Below are 17,877 nucleotides of genomic sequence, written 5' to 3'. Positions count from 1 at the left end.
GCCCGCCCATCGTGTGGCTGCCGTCACGTACACGACAACAATTCTTCTGGTCAAGAACAGGCAAAGAAGTTCCGCTTTCTGACCTCTGTTCACATCCCTGACCGCAGAAAGCCTTGACCGGCCCTCCTGGCAGACGGTTCAATCCCCAAAGCCCCCGCTCCCGCACGGGGTCGACGCCCATCGGTGACGTACTGACGAAGCGCGATCTGGTTCATTCGGTTGAACGCAGCGCAAGGCGGACCCCTGGAGGGGGCATGAACAGTCTCGACTGGGCCGTGCTCATCGGCTACTTCGGAATCATGGTCGCGATCGGCGTCTGGTCCCACAAGCGCGTGGACAACGTCAGCGACTTCTTCACCGCAGGCGGAAAGATGCCGTGGTGGCTCTCCGGCATCTCCCACCACATGTCCGGCTACAGCGCCGTCATGTTCACCGGCTACGCGGGCATCGCGTACAAGTACGGCGTCACGTCGTTCGTGACATGGTCCTTTCCCATCGCGATCGGCATCGCGATCGGGGCCGGCCTCTTCGCTCCGCGGCTCAACCGCCTCAGGTCGAAGCTGGGCGTCTCCTCACCGCTGGAGTACCTCAAGGACCGCTACAACCTGTCCACCCAGCAGGCTCTCGCCTGGTCCGGCGTACTGCTGAAGATCGTGGACGTGGCCGCCAAGTGGGCTGCCATCGCCACTCTGCTGACCGTCTTCACCGGCATCTCGCTCAACCAGGGCATCCTGATCACCGGCATCATCACCGGCATCTACTGCACCGTCGGCGGCCTGTGGGCCGACGCCCTCACCGAGCTGGGGCAGTTCATCATCCAGCTCTTCGCCGGGCTGGCGATGCTGATCGCCGTGATGGGCGAGCTCGGCGGGTTCAGCTCGCTGTGGACGGTGTGGGACAAGCTCCCGGAGAGCCACAACGACCCGCTGACCGGCGACTTCACCCTGATGTTCCTGCTGGCCTATCTCTTCATCAAGACCTTCGAGTACTCGGGCGGCATGTGGAACCAGGCCCAGCGCTACATGGCCACGGCGACCGCCCGCGAGGCCACCCGCTCGGCCCGGCTGTCCGCGGTCCTGTGGCTGGTGTGGCCGTTGGTGCTGTTCTTCCCGATGTGGTGCGCGCCGCTGCTGGTCGACGCGCAGAAGCCGGACGCCTCGGACTCGTACGCCCTGATGACCGAGCAGCTCCTGCCGCACGGCCTGCTGGGTCTGGTCATCGTGGGCTTCTTCTCGCACACCATGGCCATGTGCTCCTCCGACGCCAACGCCATCGCCGCCGTCTTCACCCGCGACATCGCGCCCGCTCTGTCGGTGAAGGCGCGCGGCTGGTCGCAGCGGGCCGGTCTGGTGGCGGCTCGGTTGTCGACCGTGGCGTTCCTGGCACTGTCGATGGCGATCGCGACGCAGGTCAACTCGCCGGCGTTCAAGGACATCATCACGATCGTCATCAAGTGGGTGGCCGGTCTGATGGGGCCGATCGCGATCCCGTTCATGCTCGGGCTGCTGCCCCGGTTCCGTAAGTCCGGCCCGACGGCCGCCCTGGTCTCCTGGGCGTGCGGGCTGTTCGCCTTCTGGGTGGTGAACTACGGAATGGACGGCGTGGCGACGCAGTACCAGGTGTCGGTGCCGCTGGCGGTCTCGCTGGTGCTGTTCATCGTGATCGGCTTCGTCAGGCCGGAGGACACCCCGGAGCGCGACGCGCTGCTCGCACGGATCAACTCGGACGGCGACGGCGACGGCGGAGGCGCTCCCTCGGCGGGCGTCGCGGCGGTGCCGGAGCCCGCAGGCGCCGGTGATGCGGCCGTGCCGGAGCGGGCGAAGGAGTGATGCGGGCTCAGGCTCTCGGGTAGCGGGACAGCCAGCCGGGGGCGTTGATCGCCGGGCCGTGGAGGGCCGGGCCCTGGGTCATCTCCATGGCGAAGTCGTCGGCGAGTTCGAGGAGCGTGGCGCGCCCTTCGAGTTCCGCCACCCAACCCGGCGGCAGGGCGGTCTCGCCGTGCAGGGCGCCGAGCAGGCTGCCGCACAGCGCGCCGGTGGCCTCGGAGGCTCCGCCGTGGTTGACGGCCAGGCGCAGGCCGTGGCGGATGTCCTCGCCGACGAGGGCGCAGTAGACGGCGACGGCGAGCACGTCCTCGGCGGTGCGGCCGTCGCCGAGGGACTCGACGCGGGCCGGTGACGGCATCCCCTGGCGTACGGCGCCGAGGGCGTGCTTGAGGGCGTCGGTGACGGGCTGGTGGCCCGGGCGGGCGGCGAGCTGGACGAGGGCGCGCTGCACGGAGGTGTCGACGGTCTCGCCGCGCGCGAGGCCGTGCACGACGACGGCGAACGCTCCGGCCGAGAGGTACGCCGTGGGGTGGCCGTGGGTCTGGGCGGCGCATTCGACGGCGAGCTGGAAGACGAGCTGGGGCTCCCAGCCGACGAGGAGCCCGAAGGGCGCGGAGCGGGTCACGGCGCCGGAGTCGCGGGCGGTGGGGTTCCTGGGGCGGTCGATGGTGCCCATGGTCTCGTCGGCGAGCCCGGTCAGGCATTCGCGGGAGGGGTCGCGACGGGCGTACAGCCACTCCTCGCGGGCAAGCCAGCCGTTGTCCTTGCGGCGCTCGTCCGGGCCCCAGTCGCGCTGGGTGACGGCCCACCGCAGATGGGCGCGGTGTACGTCGGTGGGCGGGTGCCAGGCACCCGTGTCGCGGCGTACCTGGGCCCGTATGAGGCCGTCGACGGTGAAGAGCGTCAGTTGGGTGCCGGCCGTGACGGCGCCGCGTCTGCCGTAGGCGGGCACGAGGTCGGTGACGGCGTCGATGCCGTGGGCCGCGCGTATCTCGTCCAGGCTCAGGGCTGCCACGCCGGCGCCGAGGGCGTCGCCCACCGCGCCACCGAGCAGGCAGCCGCGCACCCGGCTGCGGAAGTCCTGCTGCTCGGCACGGCCCCATACGGATGTGACTGGTGCGCTCACCGCTTCTGCCCTTCGCGAGTGTGTGCCGTGCCGGCGTACGACGCCCGGTACGGCGTCTGGCGCAGCACTGTAATCGAAGGGGAACGGGGTGTTCAGGGGACGGGTGTGCGAGGGGGTGCGGGGGCGCTGCCCCAGACCCCGCTCCTCAAACACCGGAGGGGCTGGATGGCGCCGCTGAGCGGGAAGGGACCGGCTCAGCGGGCAAATCCAGCCCGTCCGTGGTCTGGGGCTCCCGGATCAGTCCGTGATCGGGATCTTGCCGTTGGCGTCCGCCGGCTCCTGCGCGGCCGGCTTCGATCCCCGCTGCGTCATGCCCTTGAGCAGCTCGGCGAGGTCGACTCCGGTCGTGGAGCTGAGCAGCTCCATGCCCTGGGCCACGTTGTCGGTGACCGTACGGGACAGCTGGCTCGCGCCGTCCGTGGAGATCACGGTCATCTTGTCGATGGCGCTCATCGGCTCCGCCGCCTTGGCCACGACCTCCGGCAACACCGTGACCAGCATCTGGAGCACGGCCGCGTCGCCGTACTGCGCGAACGCGTCGGCCTTCTTGCGCATCGCCTCGGCCTCGGCCGAACCCTTCGCGGCGATGGCGGCGGCCTCCGACTCACCCTCGATCCGTACGGCTTCGGCGAGCGCCGCGCGGTGCAGCTTCTCGCCCTCACCGGTGAGGCGGGAGCGCTCGGCGTCCGCCTCGGCCTCCTTGACCTGCGCGATACGACGGGCCTCGGCCTCCTGCTCCGCCTGGTAACGGGCGGCGTCGGCGGGCTTGCGGACCTTCGTGTCGAGCTCGCGGTCGGTCAGCGCGGCCTGGCGCTCGGCGACCTTCTCCTGCTCGGCGAGTACTTCCTGCTGGCGGGCGGCGTCGGCCAGCGGTCCCGCGGCGTTGGCCTTGGCGGCCGCGGCCTCCGTCTCGACGCGGATCTCGGCCTGCTTGAGGTAGAAGGTCCGCTCGGCGATGGCGATCTCCTCGGCCGCCTTCAGCCGGGCCTGCTCCGAGGCACGCTTGGCGATCGCCTCGGCGATGTCGGCCTCCTGGCGGGCGCGGGCGGCCTCGGGGCGGCCCAGGTCCTCCAGGTAGGAACCCTCGGTGGTGATGTCCTGGATCTGGAAGGCGTCGAGGATCAGGCCCTGCCCGGAGAGGCTGGCCTCGGCCTCCTCGGCGACCTGCCCGGCGAAGGCGGCGCGGTCACGGATGATGTCCTCGACCGACATGCGGCCGACGATGGCGCGCAGCGCACCGGACAGCACTTCCTGCGTGAAGCCGACGATGCCGTCCTGCTGCTGGAGGAACCGCTGGGCCGCGGCCCTGATCGCGTCCTCGCTGCCGCCGACCTTGACGATCGCGACGCCTTCGAGGTTGGCCTTCACACCGCGCAGGGTGACGGCGCCACGGACGGCGATCGGGATGTGCCGGCTGGAGAGGTCGAGGGTGAACTTCTGCTGTACGAACGGCACGACGAAAACGCCGCCGCCGACGACGACCTTCTGGCCGCTGTTGTCGGTGGAGATGTGGCCGGTGACCGGGTCGGTGGACGTCTTCCCGCGACGGCCGGTGATGATGAAGGCCTCGCTGGGGCCGGCGACCTTGTAGCGCGTGATGACGACAAGGGCCAGCAGTACGAGGAGTACGACGACTCCGACGACAGCGACGATGACTGGACTCATGTGGAATTCCCCCCTGCCTTCCCAGGGGAGGGCAGCAATTGGAGTGGTGGTACGTACACAGGAAGGTTGGGCGACGGGGCCGAGGCCGAGATCGGGGCGGGTGTCAGCGTTCGACGGGGCGCACCGCGACCGAGGTGCTCGACAGTGACGCCTCCACCCATATCTCGGCGCCCCGGGCGACGGGGACGGCGCTCTTGGCCGCGAGTTTGACCGGCTGGCCGCCGATCCGCAGCATCACCTCGCCGTACCCGTCGGCGGGAATCGGGGTCACGACGGACCCGGCGGTGCCGACGAGGTCGGCGCCGCGCGGGGTGGCGTCGGTCTGGTCGCGCATCAGCGCACGGCTGAACTTCCACGCGAGCCAGCCCGCGGCAACCCCCGCCGCGATCCCGACTCCCGTTGCCGCACCGGCTCCGAGACCCGTGGCGCCGAGCATGATGGCGCCGCCGAAGCCGAACATCGAAATGAACCCGGCAATGACAGGCAGCGAGAGAAGCCCGTCAAAAAGGCCGTCGAGGACTCCCCCGAAAAGCCCCTCCAGAATCCCGTCGAAGATCAACGAGAGGGCCAGCAGCACGATCCCCGCAATGCCGAGACCGAGAAAAACAGTCATCCCGCTCGCCCTTCCCCCGTGTACGACCCGCGTACGCCGATCTCTTACACAATCTCTTGCGCAATCTCTTGAACAAAAGGGATCGTCTCATGCGGGACTGACAGAAAACATTGCCGGGTTACGGCAATCTTTACGCGCCCTTGATGCCGCTTCACTCCAACACCGGCAGGAGCTCGGGAAGGTGGCCGTCCGACGCGGCCGCCGCCCGCTGCCGCTCCTGCGTTACGTCGCCGTACAGCGTCGTCCGCGGCTTCGAAGGGCGGCCCGCGGCGTCCGCGATCACGACAAGGTCCTGGACGGAACGGTACGAGCCGTAACTGGAGCCCGCCATACGCGAGATGGTCTCCTCCATCAGCGTCCCGCCGAGGTCATTCGCACCCGAACGCAACATCTCGGCGGCGCCCTCCGCGCCCAGCTTCACCCAGCTCGTCTGGATGTTGGTGATGTGGGGGTGGAGGAGGAGGCGGGCCATGGCGGTGACGGCCCGGTTGTCGCGGTCCGTCGGGCCCGGGCGGGCGATGCCGGCCAGGTAGACGGGCGCGTTGGTGTGGATGAAGGGCAGCGTCACGAACTCCGTGAAGCCACCGGTCTCTTGCTGGATGCGAGCCAGGGTGCGCAGGTGGCCGAGCCAGTGGCGCGGCTGGTCGACATGCCCGTACATCATGGTCGACGAGGACCTGATGCCGAGCTCGTGCGCGGACTTCACGACCTCGACCCAAGTAGCGGTCGGCAGCTTGCCCTTGGTGAGGACCCAGCGCACCTCGTCGTCGAGAATCTCGGCGGCGGTCCCGGGAATGGAATCGAGCCCGGCCTCCTTCGCCGCCGCCAGCCACTCGCGGATCGACATGCCGGTGCGGGTGGCGCCGTTGACGACCTCCATGGGCGAAAAGGCGTGCACGTGCATGCCGGGGACGCGCTCCTTCACGGCGCGCGCGATGTCGAAGTACGCCGTGCCGGGGAGATCGGGATGGATGCCGCCCTGCATGCACACCTCGACCGCGCCGACGTCCCACGCCTGCTCGGCGCGGTCGGCGACCTGGGAGAGGGACAAGGTATAGGCGTCGGCGTCCGTGCGCCGCTGCGCGAAGGCGCAGAAACGGCAGCCGGTGTAGCAGACGTTGGTGAAGTTGATGTTGCGCGTGACGATGTACGTGACGTCGTCGCCGACCACGTCCCGGCGCAGCTCGTCGGCGATGCGGCAGAGGGCGTCGAGGGCCGGACCGTCGGCGTGGAGCAGTGCGAGCGCCTCGTCGTCCGTGAGCTTCGTGGGATCGTCGGCGGCCTGCTTGAGCGCCTGCCGTACGTCGGTGTCGATGCGCTGGGGCACCATGCCGGGGGCGGCGGCCTCGCGCAGCGCGTCCCAGTCGCCGTACACGTCGTCGAAGTCGTCACGGCGGTCACTGGTGCGGCCGCTGGTGTCGATGGTGCGGTGGAGGTCGGTGCGGCCGGTGCCTGTCGCTGCCGCCGCGAACCCCTCGTCCGGCTCCTGCCAGGGCAGCCCGGCCGGTCGTACACCCTCACGCGCCAGCCCTGTCTCCGGATCGGCGAGCGCCCGTACGTGCGGAACGAGCCGGGGGTCCAGCCAGGGCTCGCCGCGCTGGATGAACTCCGGGTAAATGGTGAGGCGTTCGCGCAGCTCGAAGCCGGCGGCGGCGGTCTTCGCGGCGAGCTCGTCAATGTGCGGCCAGGGGCGCTCGGGGTTGACGTGGTCGGGCGTGAGCGGCGAGACGCCGCCCCAGTCGTCGATGCCGGCGCCGATGAGGAGGGCGTACTCGGAGTCGACGAGGTTGGGCGGCGCCTGAATGCGGGCGCTCGGCCCGAGGATGTGGCGGGCCACGGCGATGGCGGCGGCCAGCTCCTCGAGCTCGGCGTCGGGCATGCCGCGCATGGCGGTGTCCGGCTTGGCGCGGAAGTTCTGGACGATGACTTCCTGGATGCCGTGGTAGGCGCGGGCGGTCTTGCGGAGCTCGAAGAGCGAGTCGGCGCGCTCTTCGTACGTCTCGCCGATGCCGATCAGGAGACCGGTGGTGAAGGGCACGTTGGAACGCCCGGCGTCTTCCAGCACCCGCAGCCGTACGGCGGGCTCCTTGTCGGGGGACCCGTAGTGCGGCCCGCCGGGCTCCGCCCACAGCCGGGTGGCGGTGGTCTCCAGCATCATCCCCATGCTGGGGGCGACGGGCTTGAGCCGCTGGAGGTCGGTCCAGGACATGACGCCGGGGTTGAGGTGGGGCAGCAGCCCGGTCTCCTCGAGCACGCGGATGGCCATGGCCCGGACGTACGCGAGGGTGTCGTCGTACCCCTCCGCCTCCAGCCACTCACGCGCTTCGGGCCACCGCTCCTCGGGCCGGTCGCCGAGCGTGAACAGCGCTTCCTTGCACCCCATTTCGGCGCCGCGCCGGGCGATGTCGAGGACTTCGTCGGGCGACAGGAACATCCCATGACCGTCGCGGCGGAGCTTCCCGGGAACGGTCACGAAGGTGCAGTAGTGGCACTTGTCGCGGCACAGGCGCGTGAGCGGGATGAACACCTTGCGCGAGTACGTGATGACCCCGGGCCGCCCGACGGCGTCCAGCCCGGCATCGCGCACGCGGGCGGCGGAGGCGGCGAGGTCCCGGAGGTCGTCACCACGCGCCTGAAGAAGCACGGCAGCCTCGGCAACATCGAGCGCGACCCCGCCCCGAGCACGCTTGAGGGCGCGGCGCATGGCGGTGGGGGTTGGGGCGGGGGCGGGAGTTGGGGTGGGGAGCGCCGGGGTTACGGCTCCGGTGGTCCCTTGCCCACTCGGGGAGCCGGGCCGGGCCCCGACTCCATCCCAGTCCCTGTTCCCGTTCCCGTTCCCGTTTTCCGGCGGTGTGTCGCTCGTCGTCATGCGACCGAGCATACGAGCGACGTACATCGGCAAGGTCCGTTGAGCGCCGCACCTGCCAGGAAGGCAGCGCGGCGGCCAGCAGGTACGGGAGGGATGGGGGACGGCTTGCCGCGACCACCCCGGACCGTACGTCTTCGTCCTCCAGCCTGCGGGCCCCCGGCGGGAGCGATGACGGCGAAGGTCTACGAGGGCCTGGTTCGCAACGCGACGCCATACACCTCGCTGGGATCGGCTTCGCACCGCAGGGCCCAGTCGGCGCGGACTCGGCGCTGGTTGTCGAGAGCGTCGATCAGGGTGCCGTGGACGTCAAAAGGACGCACCGCGTCCTGCAACTGGGGGAGGGAACGGTCGAGGAGGGCTCGGTCGAGGGCACGCCCACGACGATGCCAGCGCCACAGGAGCGGGGGCTTCGGCGGCCCCGTGGCGTGGGTTGCGTCTGGTGTGGGGGCCGCCTTTGGTGAGGGTGGCGTCGGAGGCCCGCCCCTCAAGGGCGCTCCTGCGTCGCGTCGCCTACGGCGATTGCGCTCCGCTCCACCCTTGACCGCCGAACCTCCGCCGCAATGCTTAAGGGGGGCGGCCCCCGGGGGGAGCCCACGGGGAAACTCCGGCAAGTGGTCACTCACCGCTGCCGGGCGGCGGGCTCGGTGGGTGGGACGCACGAGCTCTATGGGGCGGCTCGGCCCCAGGCTCAGCGGCTGCGGGAACGGCCGCTGGTGCACCACCCCCATTCCGGATGCACACGCGCACCCACGCCGGTAGGCGGCCGACCGCCCGGGACGACCTGCGAACTCATGGATGCGCGGGTGGGACGCGACAGTTGAATGGGGCGACTCGGGCCGGTTCGGCGTCCACCCCCACCGGTGGTCGGCCGGGCCACAAGCACGTTGCTGGGCTTTGTGGGTGGAGGGGCATCCAGCGGTGTGGTTCTGCCGATGGCTGCGGCGCGCCTGCGACCAGCAGGCCACGCCGTCACCGCCAACCAACCCTGGCACGCCTGGGGAGCGTTCCGGTCTGCCATCCCACCTAGGCCAGCCGCACCATCCGATCGGTTCGCACGGTTCGTGGGACCGTTGTGGGTCGAAACGCTCCCATGACGACCGGAAGAGATACAGGTGGGACTGGTGTGGCCCGAGGGGCGTCAGGGCTCGTCAAGTGGCGGGTTCGTTGCAGTTGCCCCTGGGAGGGGGCGGTTGAAGGACATGAACCCCACTGAAAGAGGGCCGGTGCTCGCGCCATGGCGGGGCGGAATGAGCACCCAGGTCAACACCAGCCTAACCAAGCACACCAACCCGACCGACTCCCCCACAGCCGCTGCGCTCGGCCCCACCGACACCCCTGCCCATGAGCCAAAACGCTCCCATGACGGCTGGAAGCGATACGGCTGAGACGGTTGGGACTGGAGAGGCGTTGAGATACGTCACGTGTCGAGTTCCTCGCGCCCACCTCCCCCAAGGGGGCGAGTGAGGTGACCGGCTCCGAAGAAGGCGAATGCCGGACCGCTGCCTCGGCCGTGACGGGGCGGAAAAGAGCACCCCGGCCGGGGCCCAAGCCCACCGAGCGTCCCCTGCCCCGCAAGCCACCGAACCGGCGGCCGACAGCCGCCACACCGAACTCACCAGTCACACCCGCCGAGCCGACCGCCCCAACAGCAGCCTTTCCACCCCACCGCCCCTGCGCGTGGATCGAAACGCTCCCGTGATGACCGGAAGCGCAACGACTGTGACGAGTGAGGCGTGAGGGGTGCCGAGATTCACCACGTGTCGAGTTCGTCGCATCAGGCGACCGCAGCTCACCAACAACGAACGTCCGCACGGGCCCCATAAGCGACCTGAGTCATTGCCCGGGCCGAGCGGAAACCTCCAGCCAACAACCGGCGGCCTCACCGGATGTCGGCTCTCGACCGTCCGCCCCATCGACCGGGACATCCGCACCGGCCCGAGCGTCGACAGGACAACTCACCCCTGGGTGCCCTTCCACCCACCAAGCCCAGCCACGTGCTTGTAGCTCGACCGACCACCGGCCGGGGTGGACGCCGAACCCGCCCGAGTCACCCCATTCAACTGTCGCGCCCCACCCGCACAGACATCAGTCCGCAGGTCGACCCAAACCGTCGGCCGACCACCGGCGTGGGTGCCCGTGTGCGTCTGGTTTGGGGATGGTGCACCAACGGCCGTTCCCGCACCCGCTGAGACTGGGGCCGAGCCGCCCCCTAGACCGACCGCGCCCCACCCACCAACCCGCAAGCCACCGAGCCCACCCGCGCCCGTATCCCAGTTGTCGTGCAGGGCGTTTTTTCTTGGGCCGTCCCCTGTTGAGCGTTAGCGGTGGGACGGGGCGGCGGGTCAAGGGTGGAGCGAAGCGAAATCGCCGCAGGGAGCGCCCTTGACGCGCCGCCCCGGCCCACCGACACTCGAGCGCTCGGGACGGCCCGAAACCCCCAGACGCAACCAGTGGTTGTCCTTACCCCCGACCCCGCCCCCGACCCCGCCCCGGACACGCCCTCACGGAGCCGACATTGAGCTGAAGACCAGGAATCCCAGCAGCATGCCCACCACCAGGCCGGCTGCCGCGACGATCAGGGCTGTCACCGCGAGCGGTTCGTCCTTGGACTTGGCTATCCCGCCGAAGACAAGGCCGAGGACGCCGAACAGTGGCGGGCAGATGAACAGTGCTACCGCGCCGAAAATGATCGCGACGATGCTGAACGGGCTTTTCTGCACGTGCGTTCCCTCCCCCGAGGTGCCGGCCAAGCGGCCGGGCGCTATCCATGCCGAAGTGGCCAAGGTAGCGGCGCCCGGGCGCCCGGCACAGAGGGGCGGACGATTCTGGTCGGACGAACGTCAGATAAACCTCGCGTACTCGTCCAGTACGCCGAAAATCTCCGCCTCCCCCGCCGACGGCAGCTGCAGCACCAGCTCCTCGATGCCCAGGTCCGCGTAGTGCGCCACCTTTCCCGGGCTCGGCCTCACCGCGTACGGAACCACCTGCAGCGCCTCCGGCTCCCGGCCCGCCTCCTCCCATGCCGCACGCAGCACCGGCATCGACTCCGTCAGGCCCCGGCCCCCGATCGGCAGCCACCCGTCCGCGTACTCCGCGATGTGCGAGAACAGCTTCGGGCCCGCCGCCCCGCCCACCAACGTGCGCGGCCCGCTCACCGGGCCGCGCGGCTTCTGCACCGGCTTCGGGTGGGCGTGCGACGCACGCACCGCGCCGAACTCACCTTCGTACGCCGTCGGTTGCTCCGCCCACAACGCACGCATCAGAGCCATCCGGTCCCGCGTCCGCTCCCTGCGCGTGGTCCACTTCACCCCGTGGTCCGCCGCCTCCTCCTTGTTCCATCCGTACCCCACACCGAGCGTGAAGCGGCCACCCGAGAGGTGGTCCAAAGTCGCGATCTGCTTGGCGAGGTCGATGGGGTCGTGCTGCGCCACCAGCGTGATGCCGGTGCCGAGACCGAGCCGCTCCGTGACCGCGGCGGCCTGGCCGAGGGCGACGAAGGGGTCGAGCGTACGGCCGTACTCACGCGGGAGTTCACCACCCGCCGGATACGCCGACTCGCGCGACACCGGGATATGGGTGTGCTCGGGCAGATACAGGCCGGCGAAGCCGCGCTCCTCCAACTCGCGGGCCAGCCGTACCGGCGTGATCGTCTCGTCGGTGAGGAAGATCGTGGTGGCGATCTGCATGCGGGAGCTCCTCGTCATCGTCATCGTCGTCGTTTCGTCATCGCCCGACAGCCGTCGCACGACAGCCGTCGCACGACGCACGTGTCGCACGTCGCGCGTCGCACGTCGCGCGTCACGCGTCACGCGTCACGCGTCGCACCAGCATCGCAAAAGTCGGCTGCCGCACCCCTTCCGTTGCAGGGGAGTTCACGGCTCAATACCAGGGTCTCAGTAGGCGCTGACTCGCTGACTCGCTGACGCCCTGTCCCTCTCGACTCCCTGGGAGACGCCGTCATGACAGGTTCGACGACCGGACCGACTCGACGCGGACTGTTCGTGACCGGCTCCGGCGCCGCCGCCGCCCTTGCCTTGAGCACCGTGAGCTTCGCGAATGCCACGCTCGCCCCCGGCGGCGAAGAGACCAAGACCGTACGCGGCACCCTCCCGCCCGGATCGCCAGACTACGTCTACCTGCCCGTCGCAGTGCCGCGCGGAGTACGGGAGATCGCCGTCTCATATACGTACGAGAAGACTCCCGTGCCCCCCGGGACCCAGGGCAACGCCCTCGACATCGGCATCTTCGACGAGCGGGGCACCGGCCTCGGCGGCCGGGGCTTCCGTGGCTGGTCGGGCGGGGCGCGGTCGGAGTTCTTCGTCCGCGCCGACGCCGCGACGCCCGGATACATCCCCGGTCCCGTGCGCGCCGGGACCTGGAACATCGCGCTGGGCCCGTACACCACCGCCCCCGAGGGGCTGCCGTACGCCGTGACCATCACGCTCCGGTACGGCGCCCCGGGCAAGACCCCCGCCCCCGTCTACCCGCCCGAACGCGCCAAGGGGCGCGGCCGCGCCTGGTACCGGGGCGACTGCCACCTGCATTCCGTGTACTCCGACGGAAAGCGCACCCCCGCCGAGATCGCCACGGCCGCACGTGCCGCCGGGCTCGACTTCATCAACACCAGTGAGCACAACACCCACGCCTCCCACAGCGCCTGGCAGGGCCTGTGGGGCCGGGGCCACCACCCCGACGGCGAACTGCTGATCCTCACCGGTGAGGAAGTCACCACCCGTAACGGTCACGTCGTCGCCGTCGGCACCGACCCCGGCACCTTCGTCGACTGGCGCTACCGCGCCCGCGACAACCGTTTCGGGCACTACGCCCGCGAGATCCGCCGTGCCGGCGGGCTCGTCGTACCCGCGCATCCGCATGCGACCTGCATCGGGTGCAACTGGAAGTTCGGGTTCGCGGACGTCGACGCGGTGGAGGTGTGGAACGGCCCGTACACGCCCGACGACGAGATAGCCCTCGCCTCCTGGGACAACACCCTCGCCACGAACAGCCACGCCTGGACCCCGGCCATGGGCAACAGCGACGCCCACCGCGAGCCGCAGCTCGTCGGCATGCCGCAGACCGTGGTACTGGCCGACGACCTGACCCGCGAGGCGATCCTCGACGGCATTCGCCTCGGCCACTCCTACATCGCCGAGTCCTCCGCCGTGTCGCTGGCCTTCGGCGCCTTTGGCGGCCGTGCCCGGCACGCGGGCATCGGCGACCGGCTGGAGGTCGACGCCGACACCCCCGTCACCGTACGGCTGGAGGTCACCGGCGCACCCGGCTGCAGCGCCCACTTCGTCACCGACCAGGGCACGCTCCACACCGCGCCGCTGCCGGCCTCCGGTGCGGGCACGGTGGAGTGGCGTACGACGCCGCAGTACGCGACCTACGTACGCGCGGAAGTCCGCCACTCGCCGACGGTGCCCGGCCTGCCGGGAGCACTGGCGGCGCTTACCAACCCCGTCTTCCTGGGGCGTGGCCGTCGCTGAACCGTCGGACGCAGAAAGCCGTCGGACGCAGAAGCCCACTTGCCGAAACGGCGGTTCGGCTTCTCTGTGGCCGGGGTGACGCGTTCGCGCATCTAGGCGGACCTCATGACGTTCAACCGCCGTGCCGCAGCCGCAGCCACAGCCACGGTGACGGTCCTGGGCACGGCGCGGGCGGTCTGCTGCGCGTGTATCCCCCGCCTCTCTGGCCTCGTCAAGGAGCGATGTTGTGGTTCATACGGAAGACGTTCCCGGGGTCGTACTGGCGCTTGATCGATCGCAACCGGTCGTAGTTCTGGCGGTAGTTGGTACGCACGCGGTCCTGGTCATCGGCTCCCATGAAGTTGATGTAGCCGGCGTCCTCGGTGTGCGGGCGCAGGGCCGCGTCGTACGCACGGGTCCAGGCGATGTTGCGCTCGGTGTCGGCGGGATCGGTGTAACTGGCTCCGAAGGCAGCGGAGAAGGTGGCGTCGCGGTAGGCGAACGCGGTGTCCTCGGCGCCGACGCGCTGGCAGGCGCCGTCGATCGGGAAGATGACGGTGTCGCTCTCCATCGAGGGGATCGTCGCGCCGTACGTCATGTGGACATCGATGGCGCCGTCGGTCAGTTCGCGGCTGAAGTTGCCCTTCCAGTAGTGGTACAGGCCGGGCGGCAGGTCCTCGTCGAACAGGGTGTTGATCGCGGGGTACGGCATCCGGTCGAGGTACTGGCCGATGACGGGGCCGAGGGCGTTCAGGCGGGCGCGGACCTTGTCGTCGTCTGCGGCGGGGCCGCTGAAGCAGGTCAGCACTGCGCAGACCGGGCGGCCGTGCCAGCGCTCGGGCAGGAACGGGGCCTGAGGTCCGAGGAGTACGGCGAAGAGTGAGTTGAGCTCCTCCGGGGCCTCGGCGTTCATGCCCTGCCACTGGCGCGCCACGTCGCCGTCGAGCGGATAGAAGGTGAGGCCGCCGAGGATGTCGCTCACGGGGTGCAGCCGGTACTCGAAGGAGGTGACGATGCCGAAGTTGCCGCCTCCGCCGCGCAGCGCCCAGAAGAGGTCGGGGTGGTGTTGGTCGGCGTCGCAGGTGAGGAGGGTGCCTTCGGCGGTCACGACATCGGCGGAGAGCAGGTTGTCGCAGGACAGGCCGCAGCGGCGGGAGAGATGTCCCATGCCGCCGCCGAGGGTGAGGCCGGCGATTCCGGTGGTGGAGACGGCTCCGCCGGTGGTGGCGAGGCCGAACGCGTGCGTGGCGTGGTTGAAGTCGCCCCAGGTGCAGCCGCCCTCGGCGCGGGCCGTACGGGCCGCCGGGTCCACGCGGACCGCGCGCATCCGGGACAGGTCGGCGACGAGACCGCCGTCGCAGGTGCCGTATCCGGCGACGGCGTGGCTGCCGCCGCGGACGGCGAGGGGCAGCTCGTGGTCGCGGGCGAACCGTACGGCGGCGACGACGTCACCGGCGTTCACGGCCCGGACGACGACGGCCGGACTGCGGTCGTGGATCGCGTTGTAGACGCGGCGGGCCTGGTCGTACGAGGGGTCTTCCGGCCCTACGACATCACCGCGCACGGTGACGCGCAGCGGCTCGAGGGTGAGGTCGGCGGGGCCTGCGGGTGGAGTGGTGAGCGTGGTCATGGCGGGCACGGGCTTTCGGGGGCGCGAGGAGTGCGGAGTGCGTTCATACGTCCGTTATACGTCGCGGGCTCCGCCCTGGGCATCGCATGTACCACCCACGTCGGGTGGGGCCCGGGCATGGGCAGTACGGCCCATGCGGGGGCGGGGGCGGGTGCGGATGCGGGTGCGCGGCCGCCGCCCGTACGAGGCGGGTGCGGGAGCGCCGCCGCTGCGCGGGGCTCTTTCCCCACCCCGCCCCTTCCCGAACTGGGGCTCCGCCCCAGACCCCGCTCCTCAAACGCCGGAGGGGCTGGAGGTGGCGGGCGGGGGTGCGTGCTGCGGTCAGGGCATCTGGGGCGGGGCCCGGGGGGCAGGGCCCGGGGGCAGGGCCCGGGGGCAGGGCCCGGGGGGCCGGGGGCAGGGCCCGGGGGGCCGGGGGCAGGGCCCGGGGGGCCGGGGGCAGGGCCCGGGGGGCCGGGGGCAGGGCCCGGGGGCTGGCAGTGGGGCCCGGGCTCTGGGGGCTGGGGGCCGGGTCAGGAGGCTGGGGTCAGGAGGCTGGGGTCAGGAGGCTGGGGCTGGGGACTGGGCTCAGGAAGTTGGGGGCTTACGCCCAGTTTCGGGAAGGGGGTGGCCGTGCAGTGCTGTCGTCAGGCCACGTTGTGGGAGTAGGCGTACGCCGTCGCGGCGGCTCGGGAAGTTACGCCGAGTTTCGCGAAGATGTTGTTCAGGTGGCGGGCCACCGTGTGCTCGCTGATCACCAGTTCCCGGGCGATGTCCCGGTTCGTGCCGCCCGCCGCGACCAGGCGCAGGACCTCGACCTCCCTCGGGGTGAGCCCGCCGGGCAGCGTCCCGCGCTGCCTCTCGTTCAGCAGAACCGCCGCGCGCCGGGCATCGGGAATCGCGCCCAGCTGCTCGAATGCCGTCCTGGCGGCCCGCAGCTCCAGTCGGGCCGCCTCGTCGTCGCCGGCCGCACGGTCCGCTGCAGCGAGCAGCATGCGTACCTGCGCCGCCTCGTACGGGATCCGCAGTTCCAGCCAATCCGCCAGCGCCCGGTGCAGGGGCCCCAGCGCCTCGTCGGGGTCCCGCGCGCCGTGCCGGGCGAGTTCCAGCGCGCCCCGGGCGGTGTCGGCCATCGCGCTCAGCAGGGTCGCGGCGGACGCCGGAGGGCGGCCACCGGCGGCGAGCGCTTCAAGCTCCGCGACCGCGTGGGTGGCGCCGTCCACGTCCCCCACCGCCAGCGCCACCTCCGTCTGGGCGGCACGCAACCGGGCGCGGCCCAGCAGGTCGGGGGGCGCAGCGCTCTGGCAGGCCAGGGCCAGCCGCAGGCCGGTCACGGCTGCGTCTGCCTTTCCCTGGGCCAGACGCAGCAGGGCAAGGCCGGGCTGCGGGATACGACCGAGCCCGTGGGCGTGGGCGTAGGAGATGGCGGCGGCGTCGAGGTGACCCCGGCGGCGCATGATCTCCCCGGCGGCGTAGTGGGCCGCCGCGGCGGCCTCGAGGCAGTCCGGCATGACCTCCTCGCAGACCCTCTCCGCCTCCGCCGCCGCGCGTGACCATGCGCCGAGGAGGTCGAGCACCTCGACGTGGTGTACGCGGCAGAGTCCGCGGAAGGGGTTGTCCGTGAGGGGCGTGGGCGTGGCACGGCCCGTACCGCCCGGGGAGGCGAAGGCCGCTGCCGGGGACGGCGATCGCTCATCGGCCCCTCGAAGCCGCTGCACCTGCCCGGCACCGGGAGTGGAAGACGACGGCGCAGACGACGGCTCGGACGACGGTACGGATGGCGGTACGGGCGCCGACGTGGACGGCCGTACGGACGACTGCTCGGACGACGGCCTCGACGACCTCCCCACGTGCTCCGACCAAGCAACCGAGCACCACGCCATCGCCGCGTCCGTCCACTCAACCGCCCGCCCGAAGTCCGCCGCCGCCATGCACTGGTTCAGCGCCAGACAGTAGAGCCAGCCGGTGAACATGCCGCTCAGCTCGCCGGCCGTGACCGCGCACATCACGTCGTCCAGCAGCGCGAGGCCCTCGGCCGTCCGGCCGTCCGCCAGCAGAACCGCCGCGTGCGCGTGGCGGCTCAGGGCGATGAGGTCGGGGCTGCCGGAGTGCTGGGCGATGCGGTACATCCGGTGCGCGGCGGCGAGTGCGGCGCCGGGAGCCCGTCCCTGCGCCTGTTCGGCGTCCGTCCAGGCGAGGAAGCACTGCTCCGGGCACTCCGGCTCGCGCTCCAGGTGGTGGCGGGCCCGGTGCAGCCAGCCGGCGGCCGCCGCCGGACGCCCCAGCTCGCGGTACTCGAAGTACAGCCACCACGCGGCACAGCCCGCCCTGCGGTGGTCCCCCGCGGCCGCGTACCCGGCGTGGGCCCGCAGGCGGGCGTCGACCGACTCGTCCACGTGCCCGGCCCACCACGCGGCGTCGGCCAGCGTGTCCAGGTCCTCGGGGGCGAGAGCGCGCGGGGCGTGGCCGTCGAGGGCGCGCAGCAGGACGTATGCCTCGGCCCAGGATTCCCGGGCCGCCGCGTCCCGCGCCCGCTCGATGGAGGGGGCCTCCTGGACGGCCATGGCCGCTCCCTTCCCTCCCAGAATATGGGCGGGCGGTCGCACGCGCCCAGCACCGGAGGCAGGGGTCTCCGTCGGTGACAGCGCGGCGAACAAAAGGCGGCGGACAAACAGGTCGGGGGGAGCCGAATACGGCTCCC

At 71.0% G+C, this 17,877-nt stretch carries 9 protein-coding genes and 1 pseudogene; 2 read left to right on the top strand and 8 right to left on the bottom strand.

Translation table 11 applies throughout. The features are described 5' to 3' along the window. Positions 1–254 precede the first annotated feature (254 nt). Positions 255–1,829, top strand: coding sequence for a sodium:solute symporter family protein (locus tag AC1P0E_RS19755; RefSeq protein ID WP_482743474.1), 1,575 nt, complete (start codon positions 255–257; stop codon positions 1,827–1,829). Positions 1,830–1,836: 7 nt separating this feature from the next. Here AC1P0E_RS19755 and AC1P0E_RS19750 read toward each other — a convergent pair whose 3' ends face one another. The 6 genes and pseudogenes from AC1P0E_RS19750 to AC1P0E_RS19725 form a co-directional block, all read right to left on the bottom strand. After that, positions 1,837–2,952, bottom strand: a complete 1,116-nt coding sequence (locus AC1P0E_RS19750) for an ADP-ribosylglycohydrolase family protein (RefSeq protein WP_482743473.1) — start codon at positions 2,950–2,952, stop codon at positions 1,837–1,839. A 237-nt stretch (positions 2,953–3,189) separates the two neighbouring features. After that, positions 3,190–4,617, bottom strand: coding sequence for a flotillin family protein (locus tag AC1P0E_RS19745; RefSeq protein WP_482743472.1), 1,428 nt, complete (start codon positions 4,615–4,617; stop codon positions 3,190–3,192). 103 nt (positions 4,618–4,720) lie between these two features. After that, positions 4,721–5,230 carry a hypothetical protein gene (locus tag AC1P0E_RS19740; protein WP_482743471.1) on the bottom strand — a complete coding sequence of 170 codons (510 nt, stop codon included), beginning with the start codon at positions 5,228–5,230 and terminating at the stop codon, positions 4,721–4,723. Positions 5,231–5,381: 151 nt separating this feature from the next. Then, a pseudogene (locus tag AC1P0E_RS19735) lies at positions 5,382–7,949 on the bottom strand (bifunctional FO biosynthesis protein CofGH); the annotation flags it as partial. Between the two features lie 2,651 nt (positions 7,950–10,600). Then, on the bottom strand, positions 10,601–10,819 hold the full coding sequence (locus AC1P0E_RS19730; protein WP_482743470.1) for a hypothetical protein: 219 nt from the start codon (positions 10,817–10,819) through the stop codon (positions 10,601–10,603). A gap of 120 nt (positions 10,820–10,939) precedes the next feature. Next, positions 10,940–11,785: an LLM class F420-dependent oxidoreductase gene (locus tag AC1P0E_RS19725; protein WP_482743469.1), complete on the bottom strand. Its 846-nt coding sequence runs from the start codon at positions 11,783–11,785 to the stop codon at positions 10,940–10,942. A gap of 273 nt (positions 11,786–12,058) precedes the next feature. On the opposite strand from AC1P0E_RS19725, the gene AC1P0E_RS19720 reads away from it, so the two are divergent. After that, a complete protein-coding gene (locus AC1P0E_RS19720) occupies positions 12,059–13,588 on the top strand; it encodes a CehA/McbA family metallohydrolase (protein ID WP_482743468.1) in 1,530 nt (509 codons plus the stop codon). A 211-nt stretch (positions 13,589–13,799) separates the two neighbouring features. Here AC1P0E_RS19720 and AC1P0E_RS19715 read toward each other — a convergent pair whose 3' ends face one another. Together AC1P0E_RS19715 and AC1P0E_RS19710 are read right to left on the bottom strand one after the other, a co-directional pair. After that, the gene (locus AC1P0E_RS19715; RefSeq protein WP_482743467.1) at positions 13,800–15,197 is read right to left on the bottom strand and encodes an FAD-binding oxidoreductase; all 1,398 of its coding nucleotides are present in this window, start codon (positions 15,195–15,197) and stop codon (positions 13,800–13,802) included. A gap of 626 nt (positions 15,198–15,823) precedes the next feature. Further along, on the bottom strand, positions 15,824–17,740 hold the full coding sequence (locus AC1P0E_RS19710; RefSeq protein ID WP_482743466.1) for a helix-turn-helix transcriptional regulator: 1,917 nt from the start codon (positions 17,738–17,740) through the stop codon (positions 15,824–15,826). Between the last annotated feature and the right edge of the window lie 137 nt (positions 17,741–17,877).

Source organism: Streptomyces sp. TRD_SC_5, from assembly GCF_056836825.1.
This window is presented reverse-complemented; position numbering and strand designations above follow the sequence as displayed.